This window comes from Actinopolymorpha sp. B9G3 (genome assembly GCF_040120725.1).
Lineage (GTDB): Bacteria > Actinomycetota > Actinomycetes > Propionibacteriales > Actinopolymorphaceae > Thermasporomyces.
Genome location: NZ_JBEEAB010000004.1, coordinates 201,712 through 228,453, shown reverse-complemented (window position 1 = coordinate 228,453; position 26,742 = coordinate 201,712). Strand labels below are relative to the sequence as shown.

General features: G+C 70.7%; 20 protein-coding genes. 8 read left to right on the top strand and 12 right to left on the bottom strand.

Annotated features, from left to right (window positions below):
* Positions 1–20: 20 nt before the first annotated feature.
* Together ABNF93_RS09875 and ABNF93_RS09870 are read left to right on the top strand one after the other, a co-directional pair.
* The gene (locus tag ABNF93_RS09875) at positions 21–2,918 is read left to right on the top strand and encodes an SCO1167/SCO6262 family helicase (RefSeq protein WP_349327588.1); all 2,898 of its coding nucleotides are present in this window, start codon (positions 21–23) and stop codon (positions 2,916–2,918) included.
* Positions 2,915–3,832, top strand: a complete 918-nt coding sequence (locus tag ABNF93_RS09870) for an SWIM zinc finger family protein (protein ID WP_349327586.1) — start codon at positions 2,915–2,917, stop codon at positions 3,830–3,832. The genes ABNF93_RS09875 and ABNF93_RS09870 overlap by 4 nt, the downstream gene beginning before the upstream one ends.
* Here ABNF93_RS09870 and ABNF93_RS09865 read toward each other — a convergent pair.
* The 5 genes from ABNF93_RS09865 to ABNF93_RS09845 are packed head-to-tail and all read right to left on the bottom strand — an operon-like array spanning position 3,820 to position 10,079.
* Positions 3,820–4,626: a class I SAM-dependent methyltransferase gene (locus ABNF93_RS09865; RefSeq protein WP_349327584.1), complete on the bottom strand. Its 807-nt coding sequence runs from the start codon at positions 4,624–4,626 to the stop codon at positions 3,820–3,822. The genes ABNF93_RS09870 and ABNF93_RS09865 overlap by 13 nt on opposite strands.
* A gap of 31 nt (positions 4,627–4,657) precedes the next feature.
* Positions 4,658–5,437 (bottom strand): TrmH family RNA methyltransferase, encoded by a 780-nt coding sequence (locus ABNF93_RS09860; RefSeq protein WP_349327582.1) that lies wholly within the window; start codon positions 5,435–5,437, stop codon positions 4,658–4,660.
* Positions 5,438–5,495: 58 nt separating this feature from the next.
* A complete protein-coding gene (locus ABNF93_RS09855; RefSeq protein WP_349327580.1) occupies positions 5,496–6,524 on the bottom strand; it encodes a Gfo/Idh/MocA family protein in 1,029 nt (342 codons plus the stop codon).
* Complete coding sequence (locus ABNF93_RS09850; protein WP_349327579.1) at positions 6,521–7,648, bottom strand: Gfo/Idh/MocA family protein; 1,128 nt, start codon at positions 7,646–7,648, stop codon at positions 6,521–6,523. Before ABNF93_RS09850 ends, ABNF93_RS09855 begins: the two co-directional genes overlap by 4 nt.
* Positions 7,649–7,688: 40 nt before the next feature.
* Positions 7,689–10,079 carry a HelD family protein gene (locus tag ABNF93_RS09845; RefSeq protein WP_502877566.1) on the bottom strand — a complete coding sequence of 797 codons (2,391 nt, stop codon included), beginning with the start codon at positions 10,077–10,079 and terminating at the stop codon, positions 7,689–7,691.
* Positions 10,080–10,299: 220 nt separating this feature from the next.
* Between ABNF93_RS09845 and ABNF93_RS09840 the strand changes: the two genes are divergently transcribed.
* A complete protein-coding gene (locus ABNF93_RS09840) occupies positions 10,300–11,526 on the top strand; it encodes a GNAT family N-acetyltransferase (RefSeq protein ID WP_349327577.1) in 1,227 nt (408 codons plus the stop codon).
* Between the two features lie 16 nt (positions 11,527–11,542).
* Here the strand turns inward: ABNF93_RS09840 and ABNF93_RS09835 are convergent, their stop codons facing one another.
* Positions 11,543–12,013, bottom strand: a complete 471-nt coding sequence (locus ABNF93_RS09835; protein WP_349327575.1) for a ribose-5-phosphate isomerase — start codon at positions 12,011–12,013, stop codon at positions 11,543–11,545.
* Between the two features lie 43 nt (positions 12,014–12,056).
* Positions 12,057–13,439 (bottom strand): ROK family transcriptional regulator, encoded by a 1,383-nt coding sequence (locus ABNF93_RS09830; RefSeq protein ID WP_349327574.1) that lies wholly within the window; start codon positions 13,437–13,439, stop codon positions 12,057–12,059.
* A 92-nt stretch (positions 13,440–13,531) separates the two neighbouring features.
* Here ABNF93_RS09830 and ABNF93_RS09825 point away from each other — a divergent pair, with 92 nt between their 5' ends.
* From ABNF93_RS09825 to ABNF93_RS09815, 3 genes are all read left to right on the top strand, one after another.
* Positions 13,532–14,854 carry an MFS transporter gene (locus tag ABNF93_RS09825; protein ID WP_349327573.1) on the top strand — a complete coding sequence of 441 codons (1,323 nt, stop codon included), beginning with the start codon at positions 13,532–13,534 and terminating at the stop codon, positions 14,852–14,854.
* 64 nt (positions 14,855–14,918) lie between these two features.
* Positions 14,919–16,211: an MFS transporter gene (locus ABNF93_RS09820; protein WP_349327571.1), complete on the top strand. Its 1,293-nt coding sequence runs from the start codon at positions 14,919–14,921 to the stop codon at positions 16,209–16,211.
* A gap of 97 nt (positions 16,212–16,308) precedes the next feature.
* On the top strand, positions 16,309–19,626 hold the full coding sequence (locus ABNF93_RS09815; protein WP_349327570.1) for a M36 family metallopeptidase: 3,318 nt from the start codon (positions 16,309–16,311) through the stop codon (positions 19,624–19,626).
* 155 nt (positions 19,627–19,781) lie between these two features.
* Here ABNF93_RS09815 and ABNF93_RS09810 read toward each other — a convergent pair whose 3' ends face one another.
* Positions 19,782–20,411 carry a mycothiol-dependent nitroreductase Rv2466c family protein gene (locus tag ABNF93_RS09810; RefSeq protein WP_349327569.1) on the bottom strand — a complete coding sequence of 210 codons (630 nt, stop codon included), beginning with the start codon at positions 20,409–20,411 and terminating at the stop codon, positions 19,782–19,784.
* 250 nt (positions 20,412–20,661) lie between these two features.
* Between ABNF93_RS09810 and pepN the strand changes: the two genes are divergently transcribed.
* Positions 20,662–23,226 carry an aminopeptidase N gene (gene pepN / locus ABNF93_RS09805; RefSeq protein WP_349327568.1) on the top strand — a complete coding sequence of 855 codons (2,565 nt, stop codon included), beginning with the start codon at positions 20,662–20,664 and terminating at the stop codon, positions 23,224–23,226.
* Positions 23,227–23,288: 62 nt separating this feature from the next.
* On the opposite strand, the gene ABNF93_RS09800 is transcribed toward pepN, so the two are convergent.
* From ABNF93_RS09800 to ABNF93_RS09790, 3 genes are all read right to left on the bottom strand, one after another.
* Positions 23,289–24,125 (bottom strand): nucleotidyltransferase domain-containing protein, encoded by an 837-nt coding sequence (locus ABNF93_RS09800; protein WP_349327566.1) that lies wholly within the window; start codon positions 24,123–24,125, stop codon positions 23,289–23,291.
* 115 nt (positions 24,126–24,240) lie between these two features.
* Positions 24,241–24,630 (bottom strand): DUF5130 family protein, encoded by a 390-nt coding sequence (locus tag ABNF93_RS09795; RefSeq protein ID WP_349327564.1) that lies wholly within the window; start codon positions 24,628–24,630, stop codon positions 24,241–24,243.
* Positions 24,617–25,036 (bottom strand): hypothetical protein, encoded by a 420-nt coding sequence (locus ABNF93_RS09790; protein WP_349327562.1) that lies wholly within the window; start codon positions 25,034–25,036, stop codon positions 24,617–24,619. The genes ABNF93_RS09795 and ABNF93_RS09790 overlap by 14 nt, the downstream gene beginning before the upstream one ends.
* A 155-nt stretch (positions 25,037–25,191) precedes the next feature.
* Here ABNF93_RS09790 and ABNF93_RS09785 point away from each other — a divergent pair, with 155 nt between their 5' ends.
* A complete protein-coding gene (locus ABNF93_RS09785; protein WP_349327560.1) occupies positions 25,192–26,121 on the top strand; it encodes a mechanosensitive ion channel family protein in 930 nt (309 codons plus the stop codon).
* Between the two features lie 106 nt (positions 26,122–26,227).
* Here ABNF93_RS09785 and ABNF93_RS09780 read toward each other — a convergent pair whose 3' ends face one another.
* On the bottom strand, positions 26,228–26,653 hold the full coding sequence (locus ABNF93_RS09780; protein WP_349327558.1) for an OsmC family protein: 426 nt from the start codon (positions 26,651–26,653) through the stop codon (positions 26,228–26,230).
* Positions 26,654–26,742: the final 89 nt, after the last annotated feature.

Genomic DNA, 26,742 nt, shown 5'->3' with positions numbered 1-26,742 from the left:
CGACCGCTATCGTGCGAGGGGTGCCGAGCCAGATCGAGGCGGTCTTCGTACCCGCTGATCCGCCCCGCGCCGGCAGGCTCGCCCTGTGGCACACGACCGGTCCTGCTGCCGGTCACAGCGACGTCGACACGACCATCGAGGTGGTTGTTCCGGCCGGTTCGCGCGTACGCCGGTCCCAGGTGCCCGCTCGGCTGGTCCCGATCACCGACGCACTCGACCTGTTGGCCGCCGTACCCACCCAGGAGGCGAGCGTCTCCCTCCGCGCGTGGTCCGCCGCCGCCTTGGCGGGACTCGGCCTGGTGGCGCGCGGCAAGCTGGTGCCGTCCAGGAGCCCCGGCGGGTTCGGGGCCTGGCAGGTCGGACCACTCGAACCGTCCGACCGCGCCTGGGTCCGGGAGCTGGCGGCCGCGATGCCACCGGCCGCCCATGCGATACCGCTGCCCGGTACCCAGCCGGTGCGGTTGCCTGACCCGGAGGGGGCGGTGCTGGCGTTCTGGGACGCCATCGCCGACACCTTGGCTCGCGGCGGGCGCGACGGCAGTGAGGACGGTGACGAGCGGGGCGACGGGCAGGCGTCGACCGGTGTGGCGGCGTTCGCGGCGAGCGAACCCATTGCGTTGACGGGTGACACCGGCTGGCTCGACGAGATCGGCCAACTCGACCACGCGGGTGCTCGGCTGGTCCTGCGGATCGAACCGCCCGAGTGCCTTGACGCAGAGCTGGCTTACCCCGGCGAAGGATCGGCGACCACCGGTGCGGCCGCGCGCCCGAGTGACGCCACCACGGAGGCGCCCGCCGGCAGCGAGGACGCGCCTTTCCGAGGTGTCCTCCAGCTGCGCAGCGTCTCCGACCCCAGCCTGTTGGTCGACGTCGCCGACCTCTGGGACGCGCCCGCGGTCGTCCTCGACCGGCTGGGGTCGCGAGCCGAGTCGGATCTGCTGCTCTCCCTCCGCAGGGCCGGCAAGGTCTGGTCGCCGCTCAAGACCGCGCTCGAGGCCTCCCGGCCGACCGGGATCGACCTCACCGACGCCGACCTGGACGACCTGCTCTCGACCGGTGCCAGCGCACTCGACAGCGTCGGAGTCGAGGTGTTGTGGCCGAAGGACGTCTTCGGCGCCGGTCTGCAACTCAAGGCTCGCGCCACCGCCACCCCGACACCGGCGGGCGCAGGCAAGACACAGTTCACCCTGGCGGACCTGCTGGAGTTCCGCTGGCAGCCCACGCTCGACGGCGAGGCGCTGACCGACGACGAGATCGCGGCGCTCGCCGCCGCCAAGCGTTCGTTCCTGTGGCTGCGCGGACGATGGGTGAAGGTCGACAGCCACCTGCTCGACCGGCTCCGCCGGCGTACGCACGATCGGATCGGTGGCGCACAGGCACTCGCGGCCGCGCTCACCGGCGAGCTCGAGGTAGCCGGGGATCAGGTGGAGTTCACCGCCGACGGCCCGGTGGCCGACCTGGCCGAGGTCCTGTCCCGCGCCACCGGCGACCGGGACCTCGACCCGCCACCTGACCTGCAGGCGACACTGCGCCCTTACCAGCAACGCGGTCTGGCCTGGCTCGCCCATCTCACCGGGCTCGGTCTCGGTGGCTGCCTCGCCGACGACATGGGCCTGGGCAAGACCGTGCAGCTCATCGCGCTCCACCTGCACCGGCGCCCGCTCGGGCTCGGGCCCACGCTGGTCGTCTGCCCCACGTCACTGCTCGGCACCTGGCAGCGCGAGCTGGCCCGGTTCGCCCCTGACACACCGGTACGCCGCTACCACGGTGGCAGTCGCCGCCTCGATGACCTCGCGGACGACGAGGTGGTGCTCACGACGTACGGCGTGACCCGGCGCGACCATCCCCGGCTGGCCGAAACGCCATGGGGGCTCGTCGTCGCCGACGAGGCGCAGCACGCCAAGAACCCGCTCGCCCGCACCGCCCGCGCGCTGCGGTCCATTCCCGCCGCCGCCCGCGTCGCACTCACCGGCACGCCGGTCGAGAACCGACTGTCCGAACTCTGGTCGATCCTCGACTGGACGACTCCGGGGATCCTCGGGCCCCTCGAACGTTTCCGGCACCGGCTCGCGGTCCCGATCGAGCGCTACCGCGATCCGGCGGCCACGGAACGGTTGAGCCGGCTCACCCGACCGTTCCTGCTGCGACGCCGCAAGTCCGATCCCGGCATCGCGCCGGAGCTGCCGCCCAAGACCGAGAGCGATGTGGTCGTCTCGCTGACGACCGAGCAGGCCACCCTCTACAAGGCGGTCGTCGACGAGGTGATGGCCGAGGTGCAGCAGGCCGAGGGCATCGCGCGCCGAGGGCTCGTGTTGGCGCTGCTCACCGCACTGAAGCAGGTCTGCAACCATCCGGCGCAGTACCTCCACGAGGCCGGACCGCTCCCCGCCCGGTCGGGCAAGCTGGCCGCCCTCGACGAGCTGCTCGACGTCATCCTCGCCGAAGGCGAGTCGGTGCTGATCTTCAGCCAGTACGTCGAGATGTGCCGGCTCCTGCAGGCGCACCTCGAAGCCCGCGGCATTCCACTACTGTTCCTCCACGGCGGGCTCGGCGCCCGGAAGCGGGAGCAGATGGTGGCGGCGTTCCAGGCTGGCGAGGCGCCGGTGTTCCTGCTGTCGTTGAAGGCCGGCGGTGTTGGCCTGACGCTCACCAGGGCCACCCATGTCGTGCACTACGACCGGTGGTGGAATCCCGCCGTCGAGGACCAGGCCACCGACCGCGCGTACCGGATCGGCCAGAACCACGCGGTCCAGGTGCACCGGTTGGTCACCGAGGGCACGCTCGAGGACCGGATCGCCACGGTGATCGACACCAAACGCGAGCTGGCCGACTCGGTGGTGGGCAGCGGTGAGGCCTGGATCGCCGAACTCAGCGACGCCGAGCTGGCGGACCTGGTCGCGTTGGGAGACCGACCGTGACTTCTACCCAGGAGCCGTGGTGGGCCGACCGTGACGAGGAGGACCACCGGCCGCCGGCGGCGCGTGGGCGTGGGAGTCGGCGGACGTTCGGGCAGTCCTGGTGGGGCGGGCAGTGGGTGAGTGCCCTCGAGGACCGCGCCGCACTCGATCCCGGCCGGCTCTCCCGTGGCCGTTCCTACGCCCGGCGTGGCGCTGTCGACCGGCTCACGCTCGCGCCGGGACTCGTCATGGCCTCGGTCCAGGGAAGCCGTGCCCTGCCCTACACGGTCACGGTCCGGGTGACGACGTTCGACAAGGACGAGTGGACGCGGGTACTCGACGCGATCGCCACCCAGATCGGCCGCGTGGCGGCGCTGCTCGACGGCGAACTCCCACCGGAGGTGGTCGATGACGTCGGCGGCACCGGTCTCGGACTGCTGCCGGGTCCGGGCGAGATCCAGCCGCGTTGCTCCTGTCCAGACGTCGGGGATCCCTGCAAGCATGCCGCAGCGGTGTGCTACCTGATCGCGGATGCGATGGACGAGGACCCGTTCGCGGTCCTGCTCCTGCGCGGACGGCCTCGTGGCGAGGTGTTGTCGGCGCTGCGGGCCCGTCGCGCGTCTGCCACACCCGGGAGCGGACGTACGTCCGACGACGACGCTGCGGCGACGGTGAGGTCGGGCCGCGCCGGCGACCTCGCCGAGGTCGCTGGCGTCGTCGCCCGGGACGCCTACGCGCGGTCGGGCGATCCCCGACCGGCCGTCCCGGTGCCGCCGCTGCCACCGGACCGGCCGAGCCAGCCGGTCACCGTCGCGGTCGATCCCCCGCCGGGGTCCGGCATCGACCCGGAGGCGCTCCGCCTGCTGGCCGCCGCTGCCGCCGAACGGGCGTGGCGGCTCGCTACCGCCGACCCACCGAGCCCTCAGTCGCCCTGACCACGAACAGCGCGGTCGACTCCCGTCACCGTGGGAAGGACGAACGAACCGTTCGCCGTCTCGGGGCACGCCCGAAGGTAGCCACGGATCCGGGCAAGGACCTGTGCGCGTTCGTCCTCGGCCATGACGATCAGCGACGATCGGGTCGCCGTCCGTGCCACGAACGCCTCGGACGTCAGCTGCTGCGGCGACGCGAACTCGGCGCGCTCGACCGAGCCGAACGGCTCATGCCCCGCCAACGTGCTCTGGTCCTCCTGCCAGGTCTCCAGGTCCCTGGGGAGCTCCGACACCTCGGCGAGCCCGGCGACCCAGGGCACGCGTACGTCCTCGAGGTTCCACAGTGCACCGACCACTCCACCGGGTTTCAGCACCCGGGCGATCTCAGCCATCGCCTGGTCCATGTCGAACCAGTGGAACGCCTGACCGGCCACCACCGCGTCGACGCTCTGGTCAGGCACCGGAATCCGCTCTGCGCGCCCGCTCAACGTCTGGACCCGCGGCAGCCTGCGGCTCAGTTCGGCGAGCATCGCCGGATCGGGCTCGACGGCGAGGACCTCCGCCCCTTGTGCCACGAGAACCTCGGTGAGCTTGCCCGTACCCGCCGCGAGGTCGAGGACGGCGAGCCCGCGCAGGTCGGGGGAACCGCTGTCCGTCACCGGGTCCAGCGCCCAGCGCACGGCCTCGACCGGGTAGCTCGGCCGGTTCTCGGCGTACGCCTGGGCCTTGGTGCCGAAGGCCGTCGCCCGGTGGGGTGCCTCGGCGCTGCCGCCACGTTCGTTCCCGATGGTCTCCACGCCCGTCAACGTATCCGAGCGGCGTCGGCCGTCAGGACCGGGCGCCGGCGGCCGTGACCCGGCGTACGACCTCGAACGAGACGACGGCCGCGGCGCTGGCGACGTTCAGCGACTCGACCGCGCCCGGCATCGGGATGCGTACCCACTCGGCGACATGGCGCCGGACGTCTGCGGTGACACCCGTGGTCTCGCTGCCGAGGACGAACGCCACGTGCGAGGGAAGCGGCAGGTCGAACAGCGTGGCCGGAGCGTCGGCGGACAGGCCGACCAGCGCGTAGCCCGCCTCGACCAGCCGTTCGGCCGCGTCCGCAGTCGTCTCGCTGCGCAGGATGGGCGCCCGGAACGCCACGCCGGCAGACGCCTTGACCACCAGTGGATCGATGCCGGCGACCCCACGATGCGGTACGACGATGCCGTCCAGGCCGGCGGCCGTGGCTGTCCGCAGGATCATGCCGACGTTCGCCGGCGTGGTGATCCCGTCGAGGAGCAGGAGGGTCCGCGGGCGCTCGTGGTGCCGTCGGTCGAGCGCCCCGGCGAGGGACCGCATCTGTGGGGCGACCACGTCGGCCAGAACGCCGTTGTCGTGACGCGGGCTGCCGGACAGCAGCGAGATCCGCGCGGGCGGGACGCGGACGACCGGAATCCGCCGCGCCTCCGCCGTCGCCACGATCTCGCGAACGGAGGGCCCACGCGCGCCCTCGGCCACCATCACCTTGTCGATCGTGAGTCCGTCGTCGGTGAGGGCCGCGAGAACCGGCCGGAACCCGTACACCGTCACGAACCGGTCCTTCGGCGACTCGTCTTCCCGCACGCCCGCAAGTCTCCCCTGCGGGCCGAACGACGCTCAGGCCGACCCGCCCCGTCCCCTGCTACGCCTCGAGGGGGAGGCGGACCGGCTGACCGGTCTCGACCGACTGGTACGCGGCGAACGCGATCTCGGTGGCGCGGTAGCCGTCCCAGCCGTCCGGGCTCGGCGCCCGGTCCTCGCGGATCGCGGCGATGAACTCGGCCACCATGCCGGCGTCGGCATTGGACCCCCATGGCACCTGCGCCACATCCTGACCACCGCTGCGTCCCGGCCCGTCGTGGTAGGACGTCAGCGTCTGGGCGAACGCGTCCGCGGTCGCCACGCCGTCGTCGCCGACCAACTCGAGCGTCACGCCGCCCCAGGTGGTGAAGGACTTCGGCCGGCTCCAGCTGCAGTCGATCGTCGCGACCGTCCCGTCGGTGAACGTCACGGCGATGTTGCCCGCCGTCTCGACCGGCAGGTCGGGGTAGAGGATCCGGTTGGTCTGGGCGTAGACCTCGACCGCCTCGCAGCCGAGAATCCAGCGCATCAGGTCGGCCACGTGGACGGTGTGGTCCATGACCGCCCCGCCGCCGGCCAGGTCGGGATCGACGAACCAGCCACCCGGCATGGTGCCCGGGTTGGTGCCCGCGATGCCGTGGATCCGGCCGAGCGCGCCCTCGCGCGCCAGGCGTTCCAACCGCGCGATGGGCAGGGAGAACCGGACCGGGAACGCCGTCATCAGGCGTACCCCCGCTGCCTCGCAGGCCGCGATCATGGCCTTGCCGTCGGCGAGTGACGTGGCGAGCGGCTTCTCGCAGAGCACATGCGCGCCCGCCGCGGCGGCCTGCTCGGTGAGGACCCGGTGGCCGGCGTTCTCCGAGCAGATGACGACGCCGTCGGGGCCCCAGTCGAGGAGTTCTGCGTACGACGACACGAACGGAATCCTGTTCGTGTCGGCGATCCGCTTGCCGCGCTGGGCGTCCTCGTCGGCGACCCGCAGCTCGATGTCGGGCCGGCCGGCGAGCAACCCGGCGTAGCCGGCGCCGTGCAGGTGGGCGAAGGACAGGATTCCCAGCTTCAGCGGCCGCTGTTCCGGTGCGGTCGTCATGACGTCGCCACCTCCACCTGCTCGGACAAGGACTGCGCGGACGAGGGAGCGCTGCCCTGATACGGATCGGGACCGACCGGCAGCTCGATCGCCCGCCCGGTCTCGGCGGACTCCACGGCGGCAAGGGCGATCGCGAGGGCAGCGCGGCCGTCCTCGGCGCTCACCCGTGGTGCCGGCCCGCCGCGCATCGCCGCGAGGAACTCGCGGAGCTCGGCGGCCCAGGGATCCTCGTCGAGCATCATGCCGGCCGAGCGGGCCAGCTCCGGCGGCGCCGTGCGGAGAGCGGCCCGCTGGTCTGTGGCGTACTCCAGCAACCCCTCGCTGCCGGCCAGCTCGAAGCTGGTCCGGAACGGCACGCCGGTGCGGGCCCACGAGGCGGTGAGGTGCGTGATCGCGCCGCTCGCGTGGGTGAGGATCGCGTACGCATGGGTCGCGCCGTTCTGCGGTCCCGACGGTCGGAGGGTGCGGGCGTAGACCCGGACGACATCGCCGGCGATCCACCGGGCGTAGTCGATGTCGTGGATCATCACGTCGCAGATGATCCCGCCGGACCGGACCATGTCGTGGTACCAGCGGTCGGCACCAGGCATGCCACCCTCCCGGCTGAGCCGGAGCACCGCCGGTTGCCCGATCCGGCCGGTGGCGACCGCTGCCTGCGCGGCGGCGTACTCGGCGAAGAACCGCACCACCTGGGCCACGTGCAGCTGCACGCCCGCGTCCCGTGCGGCCGCGACCAGCTCGTCCGCCTCCGCGACCGTGCGGGTCAGCGGCTTCTCACACACCACCGCGCGGCCAGCTCTGACGGCGGCGAGCGCGAGGGTGGCATGGCTGTCGGTCGGCGTACAGACATCGACCACGTCGACGGCGGAGTAGAGGTCGTCCAGGTCGGCGTGGACGACGACGCCGAGCTCGTCGCGGGCGCGGTCCCTCGCCTCCGCGACGCCGTCGTAGCCGTGCACCTCGACACCCAGCCGGCGCCAGCCGGCGATGTGGATGCCTCCGATGCCGCCCAGTCCGACGACACCAACGTGTGAAACCTTCACCGGAGCGGTTCCCTTCGCCCGAGAATTTTCGTACGACCATATGCCTAACGTCCCGGCGCCCTCGTGGGAAGCCCCGTCCACAGCCCGGAATGCCGCCCGCGTGATCTTTTCCGCAGCGGGATCATTCCTCGGCGGCGGCTCCGGCGCGGCGGGGCAGGCGGGCGAGTACGCCGGGGAGCGGGCCGACCGACACCACCCCGAGCCGCCGGGTCGCCCGGGTCACCGCGACGTAGAGGTCGCCCGCCCCACGCGCGGACTCCGCCAGGACGCCGGCCGGATCGACGACGATCACGGCGTCGAACTCCAGCCCCTTCGCCTGCGCCACGGTCAGGACCGCCACCCGGGAGTCGAGCACCGACGCGGTGCCGCCCGCGGCCGTCCCCGGTGCGAGAGGCCCGAGCGCGGCCGTCACGTCGGCGAGTCGCGCGGACGGCACGACGACGGCGACCCGTCCGGCTCCGGCCAGGTCCTCACCGTCGTCATGCGCGGCCGGGTCGGTGACCGCGCGCAGTTCCGCCGCCACCAGGTCCGGGAGGACACCGGCCAGTTCGCCCGCGTCGACCTGCCGGCTCCACGGCGGCAGACCGTTCCGCACCGAACGCGGCGGCTGCAGCCCGGCATCGATCGCCGCGAGTACGTCGCCGGCGAGGGCCATGATCTGCTTCGGCGTGCGGTAGTTGACCGTGAGGCGTTCGGTCCGCCACCGGCCGCCGGCGTACGGATCGAGGGCGTCCGCCCACGACGGCGCTCCCCCGGGCGCGCTGGCCTGCGCGAGGTCGCCGACGACCGTCATCGACCGGGCGGGACACCGCCGGATGACCATCCGCCACGCCATCGCCGAGAGTTCCTGCGCCTCGTCGACGATGACGTGGCCGTAGGTCCACTCCCGGTCGGCGAGCGCCGAGTCCGCCGCCGGTCCAGGACGCCGGTTCTCGCGGTAGCGACCGGACACCATCTCGGCGACCGGGCCGATGTCGTCCGGGGTGGCGGCGAGCTGTCCGTACTCCGCCTGCATCTCCATGGTCGCGCGGACGTAGGCGAACTCTTCCGCCGCTGTCTCGCGCTGCCGGACGGCGGCGCTGGTCGCTCCGGCGATGGTCGCGTCGAGGTCGCCGAGTCGCTCCGCGGCCTCGTCGAGCATCGGGACGTCGGCCGGCGTCCACGGGTGCCCGGGTGCACGGACGAGGGCGGCCCGCTCGGCGGCGGTGAAGTCCGGCGCCGCGGCGTCCAGGCGTTCGGGGGAACGGAAGAGATCGGTGAGGAACCGCTCCGGGGTCAGCTCCGGCCAGAGGTCGTCGAGCACGTCGTGGACGGCGGGCGACGAGCGGAACTCCTGTCGGACGTCTTCGACGTCAGCGGGACCGAGCAGCTCGGCGCCCAGCCTCGCGACGCCCTGCGCCGTGAGGTCGTCGAGGATCTCCCTGACGAAGTGGCGCCGCATCCGGTTGTGCTGGTCCTCGCCGGTTTCCACCGACCGCGCTCGCACACGGTCCCGCGCGCGGCGACAGACCTCCGGCGTCAGGGTGTACGCCTCCTTCTCCACGACGATCTCGAGGTCGGTGTCAGGCACCCACTGGCGTTGGCCTACCGCGGTCGCGAGGACGTCAGCCATCCGCTGGTCGCCCTTCACCCGTTCCGATTCGGCGGGCTCGTGCCCGGTCGCGACGACGCCGGGATACAGCTCCCCCACGGTCGCCAGCACGGCCTCGGTCTCGCCGAGTGACGGCAGCACCTGGTCGATGTAGCGCATGAACGTGAGGTTCGGACCGAGGATCAGCACTCCACGCTTGGCCAGTCGGGTGCGATGGGTGTAGAGCAGGTACGCCGCCCGGTGCAGGGCCACGACCGTCTTGCCGGTACCTGGACCGCCCTCGACCACCAGAACGCCGTCGAGGTCGGAGCGGATCACCTTGTCCTGTTCGGCCTGGATGGTCGCCACGATGTCGGCCATCCGTCCTGTCCGGCCTGAGGCGAGGGAGGCCAGCAGGGCCCCTTCGCCGGACAGGTGGCTCCGCTGTTCGTCGTCCAGCGCGGCGAGGTCGAGCAGGTCGTCCTCGATGTCGATCACCTGCCGGCCGCGGGTGCGCAGATATCGCCGCCGTACGACACCGGCAGGCTCGGCAGGCGTGGCCCGGTAGAACGGCTGGGCGACCGGGGTCCGCCAGTCGACCAACAGCGCTTCGTAGTCGTCGTCGAACAATCCCATCCTGCCGATATACGTTCGCGTCCGGTCGTCCATGTCGAGACGGCCGAAACAAAGCCCCCGCTCGACCGCAGAGAGTTGGGCAAGCCGGCCGGAATACAACTCGTGGAAAGACTGGCGCTCGGAGAATGCCTGGTCGTGTTCGGCATGAGGTCCGCGATGAGCCTGACCCAGGCGCATACTCGCCCTTTCCCGAAGGGCATCGAGACGGTCGTACAGCATCGAGACGTACTGCTGTTCGGACGCGATCTCCGTCGACAGTTGAGTTGACGGAGAACTGGAATTCGCGGTATTATTTGTCTCGTTCATTTCTCCTGCCGAATGCTGATCAAGAGCTTGTCCTTTGAATTCGCGAACGAAATTCCAAAGATAACAAGACCTTCGGCGGTTCCGCCAGAAAATGGCGAGACGGTTATCGCACAAATCCTTTCGAGCGCCGCGCCAGGTCCGAGATCGGCTGCGGAAAACCTGCTGGGCGGGTGTCGCTCGCATCTGGTAGGCATTGGCTCGTGATGACAAGCAGGACGCGATGACCGTCCAGATGCAGCCGCTCGGTGCCGACGCGTGGACTCACGTGGTCCGGATCATCGAGATGTCGTTCGGCTCCGACTGGCCGGCAGACGAGCAGGATGTCGATCGGGCCCGGTTCGAACCCGACCGGAGCATCGGCGCCATGGACGGCGACGAGGTGGTCGGCCACACCTGCGCCTACTCCTTCACGATGACAGCGCCTGGTGGGCCCCTCCCGGTCGCGGGCGTCAGCATGGTGGGAGTCCTCCCCACGCACCGGCGACGCGGCGTGCTGACCGCGCTGATGCGCCAACAGCTGACGGCGCTGCACGAGACCGGGGCCGAGGCGGTGGCCGCGCTCACCGCGTCCGAACCCGCGATCTACGGCCGGTTCGGTTACGGACTGGCGTCCGAGGTCGCTTCTGTCGAGATCCCACGGGCCCACCGGTCGCTCCGGGCCGTCCCCGGATCTCGCGAGGTGACCCTGCGGTATGCGGACAAGGACAAGGCGCTCGACCTCTGCGCCGACCTGCGCGAACAGATCGTCGCGACCCGGCCGGGAATGTTCAGGCACACCGAGCCGTGGCGCCGCGGTGAGGTCGCCGACCCGGCAAGCATTCGACACGGTGCGAGCCCGTTGCGGTGCGTCCTCGCCGAGCGTGAGGGGCGAACGACCGGCTACGCCTACTTTCGTACGAAGGCATCGTGGAGCCAGCGCGGCCCGGACGGTACGACCGTGGTCGAACGGGTGCACGCCACCGACCCCGCGTCCTCCGCAGCGCTGTGGGGATTCCTGCTCGACCAGGACCTCGCGTCCACGACAACCCACCGCCGCCTCGCCGTCGACGACCCGCTGCTCTCCCTCCTCGTCGACCTCCGGCAGGCGCAGCTGAAGATCCGTGACGGCCTGTGGGCCAGGCTGGTCGACGTCGGTCGTGCGCTGGCCTCGCGTACCTATGCCACACCGGTCGATGTCGTGGTCGAGGTCCGCGACGACTTCTGTCCATGGAACTCCGGCCGCTGGCACCTTGCGGGTGACGCGACCGGGGCCTCCTGCGGAAGGGTCACCCGCGAGCCGGACCTCGTGATCGACGTCGTCGACCTCGCGGCGGCGTTCTTCGGCCGGCCGGTTCTCCACTCCCTCGGAGCCGCGGGTCTCGTCGACGAACGCACGCCCGGCAGTCTCGCCGCCCTCGACAGGGCGTTCCGCCACGACCCGCTCCCCTGGCTCGACACCCCGTTCTGACCCAGGCCCTGTCCTGCTACCCGGGCAGGGCAGGGACGACGCCGGTCTTCTCGTACGCGGCAAGCATCGCGATCCGTCGGGCGTGGCGCTCCTCGGCGGAGAAGCCGGTCGTCAAGTACGCCTTGACGAAGCGCGTCGCTTCGTCGGGCGAGTGCATGCGGGCGCCGATCGCGAGCACGTTGGCCTCGTTGTGCTGCCTGGCCAGCCGAGCGGTCTCCTCGCTCCAGGCCAGGGCGGCGCGCACGCCAGGGACCTTGTTGGCCGCGATCTGCTCGCCGTTGCCGGAGCCGCCGAGGACGATGCCAAGACTCCCGGGCTCGCCGACGACCGCCTCGCTGGCGCGGAGGCAGTACGGCGGGTAGTCGTCGTCCGGGTCGTACGTCACCGGTCCGTGGTCCACGACCTCGTAGCCGTTGTCGGCGAGCCACCGACCCAGCTGCTGCTTCAGCTTGAATCCCGCATGGTCCGATCCCAGGTGCACACGCATGAGGCAGAGTCTGACAGCCGCGGACCTGCCGAACGCCACCTCCCTACCGGGTGAAGGTGTCGCGATGGACGCGATCGAGCGCGACGAGCACGGCACCTCGGAGCACCGGACTGTCCGCGACACGTGCGCCCGCATCAGGACCAGCCGCCGGCTCGGGCGCTGGCGGCCCTCCTACGGTGGCCGCGACGACCTGGGTCGGAAGGGGCACGGCGTCGGCCAGGCGCTCGGCCACCCGGTTGGCGAGCTGGTCGCCGCCGGCCCGGCCCACCTCGCCCGCCAGGACGAGGTACCCCGGATCGAGCACCGCGCAGATCGCCGCCGCGCCTGCCGCCACCCGATCGGCCACGGCATCGAGGAATGCCGCAGACCCGGGCATCGCGTCGGGCCCGACCGCGGCCGCCACCAACGCACCCGGCGACGCCGTCCCATCGCGCTCGCCTTGCCCATGGGGCTCGCCTGGGCGGTCAGGTAGGTACGTCGCTGCCAAGTCGCTCACCGCCGCACCACCGGCGGTGTACTGGAACGACCCGCCGGCGCCCGGCAGGTAGGCCAGCTCCCCCGCGCCTCCGGAGGCACCTCGCAGAAGCTCTCCGTTCAGGACGATCGCCGCCCCGATGCCGACGTCCAACCACAGCAGGGCGAAGGTGTCCCGTCCACGTGCAGCGCCCAGCCGGTGCTCCGCCAACGCGGCGAGATTGACCTCGTTCTCGACCAGGACCCGGTCCCCGTAGCGCCTGCGCAGCCCAGGTAGGACGTTGGCGTGCCAGGTCGGCAGCGTCGCCACGAAGCTGAGGTCGCCCGTCGCCGGATCCACCAGCCCGGGCGTTCCGACCACCACCATCCGAAGCTGGTCGTCGAGCAGGCCAGCGTCAACGAGTGCTCCGTCGAGCGCCGCCCCGACAATCCGGTCGGGCGCGATGGCCGGGTCCTGACAGACGGCGGCCTCTCCCACCAGGCGGCCGGTGGCGTCGGTGAGGATCGCGACGACGCTATCGGACCGGACCTCCACTCCGGCGACATGCGCACGCTCGGCGACGACACCGTAGAGCGTGGCGTTCGGGCCGCGCCGTTCCGTCCCCGCTTCGCCCACGGGCGCGACCAGTCCCGCGGCTTCGAGCCGGTGGACCAGATCAGAGACCGTCGGCCCGGACAACCCGGTCAGGTTCCGCAGCTGCGCACGGGTCAGCGGGCCACGATCGAGCAGGAGGTCGAAGGCGAGTCGGTCGTTGATGAGCCTCGCGGTCCGGGGTGTCGCAGGTGCAGCTGCCGACAGGGCCGACTCCTGCGCGGCCGACTCCTGCGCGGCCGACTCCTGCGCGGCCGACTCCTGCGCGGCCGACTCCTGCGCGGCCGACTCCTGCGCGGCCGACTCCTGCGAGGGCGGTGCCGGCGAGGAGAGGGCAGCGGCTGTCCGCGACCTGGTCACACCACTTTTCATTAGGAACCCTGCCTGTTAATTTCAGCGCAAGTTACCCGCGCGACCCGCGCATGGCAACTACCTCAGCTCGAAGGACTCCCGTGCCGCAGCCGCAGGACCTCGGTGCTCGACGCCAAGCCCGGTCCGCTCGTGCTCCGTCGTACGCCCTCGCCGGCTTCTTCGCCATCGTCGGCTTCCTTCCGGCCAACTGGCTGGTCCGCGTCCCTGACGTCAAGGACCAGGTGGCGGCGACCGCGGGCGAACTCGGTCTGGCCCTGCTCTGCGGATCGATCGGTGGGCTCGCCGCGACGTTCGCCGCGGGGCGGTTGTGCGTGCGCTTCGGGACCCGCCGGGTCCTCGTCGTGGCCGCCACCCTGCTCAGCACGGTGCTCATCCTTCCTGCCCTCGCGGTCTCGCCGCCCACGCTCGGCGCCGCCCTCGTCGGCTTCGGCGTCTCCCAGGCGACGTTCAACATCGCGCTCAACAGCACCGCGGTCGAGGTCGCCATGGACAGCGGCAACCCCCTGATGCCAGGGCTGCACGGCATCTTCAGCGTCGGCGGGCTGGCCGGCGCCGCGACCGGCGGCTACGCGGCGGCGCACCTCTCCCCCGCCGTCCACCTCGGTCTCACGGCGGCACTCGGGCTGCTCGCCACGATCTGGTGCGGCACGATCCTGCTCCGATCAGTTCGTTCGTCCGCCGGAAAACCGGATCGTGGGGTCCCGGGCACGACGACGAGTACCGACGCGGGTACCGACGCCGGCGACTCCACCCCGACAGACACTGGCACCGACACTGGCACCGACACTGGCACCGGTCGGAAGGAGTGGCGCGCCGTCCGGTGGGTCGTGCTGCTCTTCGGCGTGGTTGCTGCCTGCACGGCGTTCAGCGAGTACGCCAACAACAACTGGGCGGCACTTCACCTCCGCGAGGATCTGGGCGCATCAGCTGCCGTCGCGGGATACGGATACGCGGCGTATGCGGGCGCGATCGCGGCGGGGCGTTTCGCGGGCGCGTTCCTGATCCGCCGGCTCGGCGACACCACCGTCCTGGCCGGAGGCTTCGCCGTCGCAGGCGTTGGCATGCTGGTCGCCGCCTGGGCGGGACAGCTGCCCGGCGGGCTCCCACTGGCGTTCGGCGCCTATGTCGTGGTCGGCGCCGGACTGGCCAACGTCTATCCCCTCGCCATCTCGCGTGGCGGGCTGCTCGGCGGTCCCCGTGGCGTGAGCCGGGTCTCGATGATCGCCGGCCTCGGCGTGCTCAGCCAGGCGCCCGTCATCGGCTTCCTCGCCGATCGCGCGGGACTGCCGGCCGCCCTGTCGAGTGTGGTGGTCCTCACGGCCGTCGGGTGCTCCCTCGCCCTCGCCCTCCGCTTCGCCATCGTCCCGACCACCCGACCCCAGGCAGCGAAGTCACCCGCCTGACCACCCGACGCCAGCCAGCGAAGTCATCCGCCTGACCACCATCTCCCTGTCAGGAGACCCGCCCGTGCCCGGAACGTCCGCGACGAGCCACCTGCCCGTGACCCGGCTATACCCGCTCACGGTCCTCTTCGCCGCCGACGGCGTCCTCTTCGCGAGCTGGGTCGTCCGCGTCCCCGAGATCAAGGAGCAGGTGGGTGCGTCGGCCACCGCACTCGGACTCGCGCTGCTCTGCATGACGTTCAGTACGGCGGTGTCGATGTACGTCGGCGGCCGCCTCTGCGTACGCCTCGGCACCCGTGCCCTCATCGTCGCGACCTTTCCCCTGGCCTGCGGCGCCCTGATCCTCCCCGCGCTCGCGCGGTCGCCGGTCCACCTCGGCGCCGTCCTCCTTGCGTTCGGGGCCATCTACGGCGTCCTGGTGGTCGCGCTCAACAGCGCGGCGGTGGAGGTCGAACGTGCGACCGGCCGGGCGATCATGTCTGCGTTGCACGGTCTGTGGAGCCTCGGCGGACTGGTGGGAGCCGTCGCAGGTGGGCTCCTCGCTAACCGCCTCGACACGCTCGGCCATCTCGGAGCGGTGGCGGCCGGTGGACTTCTCGTCGTCGCGGTGACCGGACGACGCATGCTCCGGTCCGCTGCGGCCGATCCGAACCGCGAGGCCACGACGGCGCACGCCGCCGGTGCGGTGCCAGCCCTGGGCGCGGCAGAACCCACGCCGGTCAGCACGGGACGCCCTGCCGCGCAGCGGGCCGGCCTGCGTACCGTCGTGATCCTGTTCGGGATCGTCGCCCTGTGTACGGCGTACGGCGAGGGCGCGGTGGGCGACTGGGCGGCCCTGCACCTCCGCGACACCCTCGCCACACCGGCCGGAATCGCCGCGTACGGCTTCGGCGCCTACTCGGTCGCGATCGCCGTCGGCCGGCTGACCGGCGGATGGCTCATCGCGTGGTTCGGTGAGGCACAAGTACTGATCGGCGGCGCGGTCCTCGCCGCCGCCGGGATCCTCGCGACCGCATGGGCTGGCGGGTTGGCCGTTGCGTTCGGCGGGCTGGTCATGGTCGGCCTGGGGCTCGCCAACATGTACCCCATCGCGATGGCCCGTGCCGGTGCGATCGGCGGATCGCGCGGCGTGGGACTGGCGTCGACCATCGGCAACGTCGGCATGCTCGGAGGACCGCCGGTGATCGGGTTTCTCGCCGACCAGATCGGACTTCCCGGCGCACTGAGCACAGTGGCCGTTCTGGCGATGGTCGCGGCCGGCCTGGGATTCGGCCTGCGTACGCACGCTGCGGGCCCGCGCGCCCGGCGCACCCACGGCCGCAGTCCCGACCAGCCTGATTTGGCTACTCTCGGTTAATTTTTTCGCAATTTCCCGTTCTCTGCGTAAGCACCCGGTTAATGGGGCATTCTCAAATGGCGCGACCGGGGTGGGCTTCGGTCAACGGAGGACTGTCATGCGACTGCCCGGCAGTGTTGCGCGGGTCGTTCAGAAACCTGCCGTGGTCGCGGGCGAAGTGTTGCTCGTCGCCGCGATCGGCCTTGCCGGAGTGTCGCCACCGGCGATGGCCGAGGGTGGGCCGTCAGGATCCGACGAGGTGGGTGGGCTCGATCGCTCGGACCCGGCCCCCGACCTCGACAACCGCGTGGGTCGGGTCGCACCGTCCGAGCGGCAGCTCGACCGAGTGGAGGCGCTCGGAGCCGACGTACGGTGGACCCGGTTCGGCACGCCGGCCTCGCTGGTGCCGCGCGGTTCGGCGTTCACGTCGAGCCGCGCGGGCGGACCGGTGGCGGTCGCGCGCGGGTTTCTCCGGGACAACCGCTTGCTCTTCCGGATGTCCGCGGGTGCGGTGCGCCGACTGGAACTGGTGCGCGCCGGGCCGCTCGCCAACCTCCGTTCGTCCCCCGGCGCCAGTGTGGGGACAGATCCGGCGACGGACGCCGACACAGGTGCCGTGACGGGTGCCGTTGCCGGCGCGCAGTCCGGCGTTCCCGCCAGCGGACCGCAGGTGGTCCTGCTCCGGGAAAGCTTCGGCGCCCTGCCCGCCGGCGCCGGTGGCCTGATCGCTCTCGGCGTCGTGGGTCGGGACATCACCTACGTGTCTTCCTCCGCCTTCGGCAGCGCGCCCCCGCCGGTTGCCGCCTCGCTCACCCCGACCGAGGCGTGGCTGTTGGCGGCCGACGCGCTCGGGCGACCGGTAGCTGCCAACGCCGTCGGCCCGGTCGCCCCGGCCGACGACCACCGGGACTGGACGAGCTTCACGGTCGCCGGATTCACGCAGGTCCAGCAGGCCCGGCTCGTCGCTGTTGGCCTTCCCTCGCAAGGCGTCCGGCCGGCGTACGAGGTCAACGTCGTCGACGTCCAGGACGGCACCGCGCTGGCCTCTACGTCGTTCGTCGACGCGGTGACCGGCGACCTGCTGCTCCGGCACGACCGCGTTTCCCAAGCGCTCGAGGGGGACGACCCGCGAGCGCCGGTCACGTCCGCCTATGGACCGGACTGCCAGCCGGGTTGTGGTGTACGCCTTGCGCGTACCCCGGTGAACCCGGTGTGGGAGGCCATCCTCCAACCCTCGATGTCGGGGATCATGACCGTCGACGATCTCGGTCCGGCCACCAAGGGGTTCACCGGCGGAAACGCCGAAAGCAACAACGCACTGACGTCGCCCGCCTGGACCAGTCCGCTGGCCCGAAGGGTCCCCGGACGGGCCGCCGACAACCCGGCGACGATGGCAACGAGATGGACTGACGCCTGGCGCCGCTCCGGGTGTGACATCTCCGGCCTCCGCCCCGGTGGCAACGACGTGGGAGCAGCGGTCGCCAACGTCTTCCACCTCCACAACGAACTGCACGACTGGACGTACCAGCTCGGTTTCACCGAGGACGTCGGCAACCTGCAGCTGGACAACAAGGGGCGTGGCGGGCTTGGTCGCGACCGCCAGACCGGCTTCATCCAGGCCGGCGCCCTGACCGGCGGCTACCCCACCTATCTCGGGCGCAATGACGCCAACCAGGTCACCCTGCAGGACGGCATACCGGCCATCACCAACCTCTACCTCTTCCAACCGGTGGCGGCCCGGTGGTACGGGCCATGCGTCGACGGTGCGCTCGATCCGACGATCGTCGCCCACGAGTACGCGCACGCCGTGACGAACCGGATGGTCGGTGGACCGGACGCCGGGCTCACGACCCCGGAGGGCCGGGCGATCGGGGAAGCGTGGTCGGACCTGCTCGCGGCGGAGTACCTGTGGGAGTACGCGCGTACCGGCCCCGATGGGAGCTCGCCGACCGCGATTGGTGCCTACGTCGCCGGCAACAGGATCCGGGGTGTTCGCGACCACCGGCTTGGGAGGAGCCCTCTCACCTACGCCGACACCGCCGGCGCTGGCGACCCGAGCGGGGCCGACCCGAGCGGGGCCGACCCGAGCGGGGCCGACCCGAGCGGGGCCGAGCTGGTCAGGAACCGCGCCAGCGTCTGGGCCGCCGTCAACTGGGACATCCGTTCGGCCCTGATCCGGAAGTACGCCGACGCAGCCACGGCCGAGGGCGCGAATCTGGGGCGACACTGCGCAGATGGTGCGGTTCCGGTGACCGCGTGCCCCGGGAACCGGAGGTGGGTGCAGCTGCTGTTCGACTCGCTCCCGCTGCTGCAGAGCGACGCGTCGATGCTGGACGCGCGCGACGCACTGCTCGCCGCCGACCGGATGCGCTTCGACGGCGCGAACGCCACCGAGCTGTGGCAGGCGTTCGCCCGTCGCGGTCTGGGGGCCGAGGCTCAGCCGCCGTCCGTCGGACACGCGGCGGTACCCGACTTCACGGTCCCGGACTCGCTGGCCGGCGGCGAGCTCCGGGCCGCGACGCTGGTCGTCGGCGCCTTCAGCCATCCGTACGGCACGTCGGTCCCGGTGCGCGTCTTTGTGGGACAGGCGGTCCACCAAGCGGTCCCCGTCGCCGACTCCGATCCCACGACCGGGCGCGATCGTGAAGTGCGGTTGGTGCCGGGACGCTACGCGCTCACCTGGTCAGCACCAGGGTTCGGCATGGGACGGGCGAGTGTGACGGTGTACCCGGGCAGGACGCGGTACCTGTCGCTGCGCCTACACCCCAACCTCGCCTCGGCCCGCAACGGCGCGGAGATGACGAGTACACCGGCCGACATCGGGGCGGAGTCGGTCATCGACGAACGCGAAGGTACCGCCTGGACGATCACCAGCGATGACCGGATCGACCGCGACTTTCGATCCGTCCGCCGCCTCGACGGGGTCGGGGCCGAGGGGGACGAGAGCGAGGGGGACGGAAGCGCCGGGAACGGGAGCACGGGAAACGAGAGCGGCGACGGCCGGGCCGCGGTCGCCGTCGACCTGGCCGGCCGCGACCCGGCATGGGTGCGCGCGGTCCGCGTCAGCGCGATGACCCATGACCGGTTCACCGCGCTGCGTTCGTTCGCCATCGAGGTCTGCACCCAGCAGCTGCTCGCTCCCTGCGCCGTCGACCAGCACGACCGGTGGCGGCGCATCTACACGTCTCCGGATGCGGCCTTCCCCGGCACAAGGCCGCGCCCGGTGACCCCGGACCTGACCTTCCGCGACTTCGACGTACCGGACAACCAGGCAACCCACGTGCGCCTCGTCGTCCTCGAGACCCAGTGCACCGGCAATCCCGAGTATCACGGGGAACAGGAGTCTGACCTGCTGTCGATGTCGGACTGCCTCACCTCGTCGAAGGCGGCCACCACATCCGTCGCCGAGCTCATGGTCTACGGAGTTGATCCGTGATCGGCAACGCGGTTCCGTGATCATGTCCATGATCATGAAAGTTTTCGGGCCATGTGAGCCCGTTTCCTTCATGATCACGAACATGATCACCGTCATGATCACCGGCGACGGTCACGCAGATGGTCGCCCGGGGCAGTCGCCGGAGAGGCGACGGGTCAGTCGAAGACCGGGCCTCGCGTCCGGCTGCGCTTGAGCTCGAAGAAACCGTCCGTACCGGCGACGAGGAGTACGCCGTCCCAGAGCTTGCCGGCGTCCTCACCGCGCGGGATCGGTGACACGACCGGGCCGAAGAACGCCGATCCGGCCACCCGGATCACCGGCGTACCCACGTCGTATCCCACAAGATCCATGCCCTCCTTGTGGCTCTCGCGGAGGGCGTCGTCGTAGTCGTTCGTGTTGGCCGCGTCGACGAGGTCGGTCGACAGGCCGGCCGCCTCGAGCGCCTCCTCGAACGTGGCGCGCTCGCGGGGCTTCTTCTCGTGGTGGAAGCGGGTGCCGATCTCGGTGTAGTACCTGCCGAGGACCTCACTCGGGTCCTCGCCGTCCTTCTCCGCCTGCTGCGCGGCCGCGATCGCGATCCGGACCGCGCCCCACGAGGTCTCCAGGCCCTTCTTGTAGTCCTCGGACAGGTCTCGGCCGGAGTTGAGGACCGCGAGACTCATGACGTGCCACTGAGTCTTCACCGGACGTACCTTCTCCACCTCCACCATCCATCGGGAGGTGATCCACGCCCACGGGCAGGCCGGGTCGAACCAGAAGTCGGCGGTCTCTCGTTCATCGCCCATGCTCACTCCATCTCCTCAGGAAATCCTCGACACGTCCTCGGCACCTTCTCGGCGTACTCTCCGTACCTCGCCCACACCTTCTCCGCACATTTCGGGCATAGCAACCGCGGGCAGACACCGGACGCACACAGCGGCCGGGAACCGACGACCCATCATGGGCAACTTCACCGCCGACGTGCGACATTCCCCAATTGACCGGCCTGCGCAACTCTTTCGCGACGGTGACACCGCGCGTGGAAGGATGAGGGCCATGCCTGGCACGAACCTCACCCGCGACGAGGCCGCCACCCGCGCCCGTCTCCTGTCGGTCCACAGCTACGACGTCGAGCTGGACCTGTCGTCGGCGCCCGACCCGGGGGCCACGACGTACTCCTCGACGACCGTGATCCGGTTCAGCTGCACCGAACCCGGCGCGAGCACATTCGTCGACCTCATCGCTCCCCGAGTCCGTGAGATCGTCCTCAACGGGCGCGCTCTCGACCCCGCGACGGCCTACGCCGACTCACGGATCACCCTCGACGACCTCGCCACCGACAACGAGCTGCGGGTAGTGGCCGACACGAGCTACATGAACACCGGTGAGGGCCTGCACAGGTTCTTCGATCCGGTAGACAAGCTGCCGTACCTCTACACCCAGTTCGAGGTGCCCGACGCGCGGCGGGTCTACGCGACGTTCGAACAGCCCGACCTCAAGGGCACCTTCGCGCTCACGGTGACCGCACCGGCCGACTGGCAGGTCGTCTCCAACTCGCCCAGCCCGGAGCCCCGGCGGCTGCCGGCGCGGGAGAGCGCCACCGCGGTCTGGGAGTTCGCGCCGACGCCCAGGATCTCGACCTACATCACCGCACTCGTCGCCGGGCCCTACCACGTGGTCCGGGACTCCTACGCCGGTCTGGCAAACGAGATCCCGCTGGCGGTCTTCTGCCGGCAGTCCCTGGCGGAGTACCTCGATGCGGACGAGATCTTCGACGTCACCAAGCGCGGGTTCGCGTTCTTCGAGGAGCAGTTCGACTACGCCTATCCGTTCGAGAAATACGACCAGCTCTTCGTACCCGAATACAACATGGGTGCGATGGAGAACGCCGGCTGCGTGACGATCCGCGACGAGTACGTCTTCCGCAGTCGGATGACCGACGCCGCCTACGAGGGGCGCGCCACGACGATCCTGCACGAGCTGGCTCACATGTGGTTCGGCGATCTCGTCACGATGGCCTGGTGGGACGACCTGTGGCTCAACGAGTCGTTCGCCACCTACGCGAGCACTCTCTGCCAGGCGGAGACGACCCGCTGGGCTCATGCATGGACGACGTTCGCCAACACCGAGAAGACCTGGGCCTACCGACAGGACCAGCTGCCGTCGACCCACCCGATCCAGGCCGTCATCGGCGACCTCGAGGACGTCCAGGTCAACTTCGACGGGATCACCTACGCCAAGGGCGCCAGCGTGCTGAAGCAGCTTGTCGCCTGGGTGGGGCGGGACGAGTTCTTCGCAGGGCTGCGCCACTACTTCAAGGCCTACGAATGGCGCAACGCCACTCTCGCCGACCTGCGCGTGTGCCTGGAGGAGACGAGCGGTCGCGACCTCGTCGCATGGAGCAAGGAATGGCTCGAGACCGCCGGGGTCAACACCTTCCGGGCGTCGTTCGACGTCGACGACAAGGGGCGGTTCACGTCGTTCGGCGTGGTCCAGTCGGCCGCGACCGAGCACCCGACGCTTCGGTCCCACCGGCTCGCGATCGGCCTGTACGACCGCACCGATGCCGGCCTGGTCCGGCGTACGCGGGTCGAGCTGGACGTCACCGGCGAGCACACCGACGTACCCGAGCTGGTGGGGCTCTCCCGTCCTGACCTGATCCTGCTGAACGACGACGACCTGACGTACGCCAAGATCCGGCTCGACGACCGGTCGTTCGCCACCCTGATCGGGCACATCGGGGAGTTCACCGACTCGCTGCCCCGCTCGCTCGCCTGGACCGCCGCGTGGGACATGTGCCGTGACGCCGAGATCCCGGCCCGCGACTACATCGCTCTGGTGCTGGGCGGCGTGGCGGCAGAACCGGACATCAACGTTGTCCAGCTGCTGCTGCGTACTGCCGGCACCGCGGTCAACGTCTACACGGCGCCCGTGCGCCGGAACGAGGCACGGAAGACGTGGGCCGACGGCCTGCTCCCGCTCGTCAAGGCCGCCGAGCCTGGTAGCGACCACCAGCTGGCGTTGGTCCGGACCTTCGCCGGCGCCGCGCTTGCCGAGCACGCCGACTTCCTGGCTGGGCTGCTCGACGGCTCGGAGGTCCTCGACGGCCTGGCAGTCGACGCCGAGCTGCGTTGGCGTCTTGTGCAGAGCCTCGCCCGACTTGGCGTCTTCGGAGAGGCCGAGATCACCGAGGAACTGGAGCGGGACCGTACGAGCAAGGGTCAGGAGGCGGCCGCACACGCCCGGGCGGCGCGGCCCGACGCCGCTGCCAAGGCGGACGCCTGGCGCGACGCGGTCGAGCGCGACGACATCCCCAACCAGACCCAGTTCGACACGATCCGGGGGTTCTGGCAGCCGGGACAGGAGGACCTGCTCGCGGGGTACGTCGACACCTACCTCGACGCGGCAGGCGCGGTCTGGGAACGCAAGGCCAACGAGATGGCCCAGGCGGTGCTCGTCGGACTGTTCCCCCGCCTGCTGGCCACCCAGGAGACGGTGGACAAGGTGCAAGCCTGGGTTGACAACACCCAACCGGTGCCGGCGGTACGCCGACTGGTCGGCGAAGGGATCGCCGATCTGCAACGCGCGCTGCGTGCGCAGGCCCGCGACGCCGAAGGCTGACCACGGGCAGGTGCCTGGCCGGGCGACCTCCGCGTCGAACGAGGCCAGGCCCGCGCCTCCGTTCAGACCCAGCGGGAGATCTCGGCATCGAAGTAGGCCCGGGTCGCGGCGGCCAGCTCTGCCGGCCAGGCAACGCCCGCCGCTTCGAGGGTCGCCCTGCCCGCTGTCTGCCACGCGTCGGCAGTGGCCCGCATCGCCTCGATCAGGACACCCGGAACGACGTCGAGCGGCGGAAGGTCCTCGAGCACCGACCGCTGCTCCGGCGTCAACTTCGAACTCCACTGCTTGACCCCCATGGGAGGCAGCGGCTGGTTGGCCTGGACGAACAGTTCGTAGAGCATCTGCCGGTGGCTCTGGACACCCATGATCCCGAGCAGCCAGTCCTCGCGGGCGACGACGGCCGGCGGAAAGTTCGCCATCGTCCGGTAGAACTCCTCGACCAGGAAGGCCATCCGCTCCAGATCAGGTCCCGCCCGGTCGACCGGCGGCGGCACCTGAGCGTCGAGGCCATCGTGGTCGACGACCACGACCCGCCGGCGAAACGGCGTCGTCGCGAGTCGACTGACCGGCTCGACCACCACGTCGAGTCGCAGGCAGTCGGTGGTCAGCGAGTAGAAGCTTCCCGGCATGTCCGGGATCTGTCGAGCGAGTAGAACCGGTGTGATGGTGGCGAGCCAGTCGCGCCAGCTCTCTGCGTACGCCTCGAAGTCGTCGTCGCGTACCGCAATGATCACGTCCAGGTCTGACCCGGCGTCGGCCACGCCGCGCGCCAACGAACCCGAGAGCCAGAAAGCACGGAACCGCTCGTCCTCCCGTACGACGGCGAGGAGGCGACTGAAGAGTGCGCGGTAGCCAACGGGGAGCGGTTCGAGAGCTGCTGGTAGCGGTTCTGTCTGCACGGCGCTCACCTGTTCGGTCGCTCGGTCGCGTGGACAATCACCTGGCGCCCGCGTGGACGGGACCACCCACCCTCGCTCGCGCGCTCACTCCATTGTGGCGATCTGTCGGCGGACCCTAGGACTCGTCGAGATGGGCGGTCCTGGGACGCCGGGCGTGCTCACCAAGCTGCTGCAGCCCGGTGACGATCCCGCCCACGAGATCGCCGACAGCGAACGCCGACTGCATGGCCAGGACGACGAGCCGGCAGGCATCGTCGGACAACACCCGACCGGCATCCCGCCCCGTCAGGATCTCCATCCGCCGGGCGGTGGGGTCGACCAGGATCATGACAGAGCGCGCCGGGTCCGGGAGCGCGGCGTGCGCCTGGGCGGCGAAGGATCGCAGATCGCCGTCGACATGGCCGACGTAGGTGGAGAAGGTCAGCCCTGAGAGCTCGCCCGCGATGCGTACCGCACGCTCGATCTCGGCGCGCTCACGTGGGCTGAACGTCTCACCACTGGCCACCGGCGCCACCTCGCTCGGTGGAGGGTGATCCCTCGAGCGCCGGCCCGGACTCCTCCTCCGATGCACTCGCGGACGCGACCGCGGGACGGTCGCTGGACGTCGAACCTGTGCCCGCGGCGAGTTCGCCGGCGTCAGGGTTGGCGCCGAACCATTCCGGCCGGCCGGACCAGGAGAGACCAGGCTGCTGGCGCGCGCCGCGGATCATTCCGGGCGCCATGACGAGCAGAGTGATGATGACGAAGAGCCCGACGGGAATGCCGACGAAGATGCCGATCACCTCGAGCGGGGTCATCGCCACGGCGGTCCCCTGGGCCGTCGCCCCGAAGGCGGTCGCCGCTCCCGTGAGGAGGAACGTGCCGGCACCGCTTACCACGACTGCCGACGAAAGGAGCCGCCTGACCCTCATCTGACTGTTCATCACGGGTGCCACCGTACCGACCCGGACCGACCAGCGGGCGCTCGGCCCGGGCCCGCGCGCAACCCGCCTCGTGGCTCCGCGTCACATGCGGCATGTCCTGCCCGCGGGGCCCCGGATCGGCACGGTCTCGTGGCCCCTGCACAATGAGCCGGGTGGTGTATGCGCTGACCTGGAGCCAGTTCGCCGACAAGGCCGAGGTGCCGGCACGGATCGCCTTCCTGCTGATCCTCGGCGTCGTCATCCGCCTGATCGTCAATCGGCTGATCGACCGGTTGGTCTCCAAGACCGCTGGCCTCGCCCCGCCCAAGCACTTCTTCGGGAGCGAGCGGGCGGCCAAGATCCTCAGCACCAACGCCACGCTCTATCACGAACGCCGTGCGCAGCGGGCCCAGGCGCTGGGCTCGCTCTTCAAGAGCGTGACGACTGTGGTGACCGCAAGCGTCATCGTGCTGATGATCCTGGAGATCCTCGGCTATCCCCTGGGCCCGGTCCTCGCGAGTGCCGGCGTGGTCGGCGTGGCCCTCGGCTTCGGGGCCCAGAACCTGGTCAAGGACGTCATCTCGGGCGTGTTCATGCTGCTCGAGGACCAGTACGGCGTCGGGGACATCATCGACATGGGCGAAGCCGTGGGCACGGTCGAGGGTGTCGGCCTCCGGGTGACGCGGCTGCGCGGCTTCGACGGGGTCCTCTGGCACGTTCGCAACGGCGAGGTCATCCGGATCGGCAACCGCAGCCAGGGCTGGTCGAGCCTGCTCCTCGACGTCGAGGTGGCCCCCGACGAGGACATCCCCCAGGTGGAGGAACTGATCAACGGCGTGGCGCAGGCGATCGCCGAGGACGACGCGTTCCGCGACAACATCCTCGAGGTGCCGAAGGTGGTCGGCATCGAAGCCGTGACGGGTAACTCGATCACACTCCGCGTCATCGGCCGGTGTGCGGCCAACCAACACTTCGGGGTCCTGCGCGAGCTCAGGCTGCGGCTCAAGGCCATCTTCGACGCCGAGGACATCCGGGTACCCGCCCCGGTATGGCCCGACCATCAGACCGGAACGACCGGAACGGCGGCTCCGTAGCAGGCGGCCCTCTCGAGGCTGGCCGACCCGTCGAGTTGTCGGAGGTCTGCCGCGCAGAAGCAGGTGAGCCTCCGACAACTCCGCATGGTGACCGAGCCGGTCCAGCTCAGACCAGGGCGGCGTCCAGGGTGATCGTCGTACCCGCGAGCGCTTTGGAGACCGGGCAGTTCTCCTTCGCCGTCTGGGCGGCCTTGGCGAAGGCGTCGGCGTCAAGACCAGGAATGTCCGCCCGGACCGTCAGGTGGATGCCGGTGATGCCCTCCCCCGGTTGGAACGTCACGTCGGCCTTCGTGTCGACCACGCGCGGCGGCGTCCCAGCCTGGGCGAGACCGTGCGAGAGCGCCATCGAGTAGCACGTCGAGTGGGCGGCCGCGATCAGTTCCTCGGGGCTGGTCTTGCCATTCGGGGCCTCGGAACGCGCTGGCCAGGTGACGTCGTAGGTCCCGAGACCGGACGAGTCGAGCGAGACCCGACCGGCTCCCTCGATCAGGGAACCTTCCCAGTGGGCGTTCGCGGTCCGCGTGGTGGCCATGGATCCTCCTGTCGGTTCCTGCATGGTTGTTCGGTCGTACGTAGGCCATCTTGCCGTGGCACCCTGGTGGCGATTTCCACCGGTTCCCC

What these genes read in the sequence shown, in the direction of transcription:
- ABNF93_RS09855 (WP_349327580.1), bottom strand. Translation starts at nt 6,524, where the DNA reads ATGACGACCGCACCGGAACAGCGGCCGCTGAAGCTGGGAATCCTGTCC.
- ABNF93_RS09845 (WP_502877566.1), bottom strand. Translation starts at nt 10,079, where the DNA reads ATGAACGAGACAAATAATACCGCGAATTCCAGTTCTCCGTCAACTCAA.
- ABNF93_RS09810 (WP_349327569.1), bottom strand. Translation starts at nt 20,411, where the DNA reads ATGGGCGATGAACGAGAGACCGCCGACTTCTGGTTCGACCCGGCCTGC.
- ABNF93_RS09780 (WP_349327558.1), bottom strand. Translation starts at nt 26,653, where the DNA reads ATGGCCACCACGCGGACCGCGAACGCCCACTGGGAAGGTTCCCTGATC.
- ABNF93_RS09835 (WP_349327575.1), bottom strand. Translation starts at nt 12,013, where the DNA reads ATGCGTGTGCACCTGGGATCGGACCATGCGGGATTCAAGCTGAAGCAG.
- pepN (WP_349327568.1), top strand. Translation starts at nt 20,662, where the DNA reads ATGCCTGGCACGAACCTCACCCGCGACGAGGCCGCCACCCGCGCCCGT.
- ABNF93_RS09840 (WP_349327577.1), top strand. Translation starts at nt 10,300, where the DNA reads ATGACCGTCCAGATGCAGCCGCTCGGTGCCGACGCGTGGACTCACGTG.
- ABNF93_RS09790 (WP_349327562.1), bottom strand. Translation starts at nt 25,036, where the DNA reads ATGAGGGTCAGGCGGCTCCTTTCGTCGGCAGTCGTGGTAAGCGGTGCC.
- ABNF93_RS09785 (WP_349327560.1), top strand. Translation starts at nt 25,192, where the DNA reads ATGAGCCGGGTGGTGTATGCGCTGACCTGGAGCCAGTTCGCCGACAAG.
- ABNF93_RS09815 (WP_349327570.1), top strand. Translation starts at nt 16,309, where the DNA reads ATGCGACTGCCCGGCAGTGTTGCGCGGGTCGTTCAGAAACCTGCCGTG.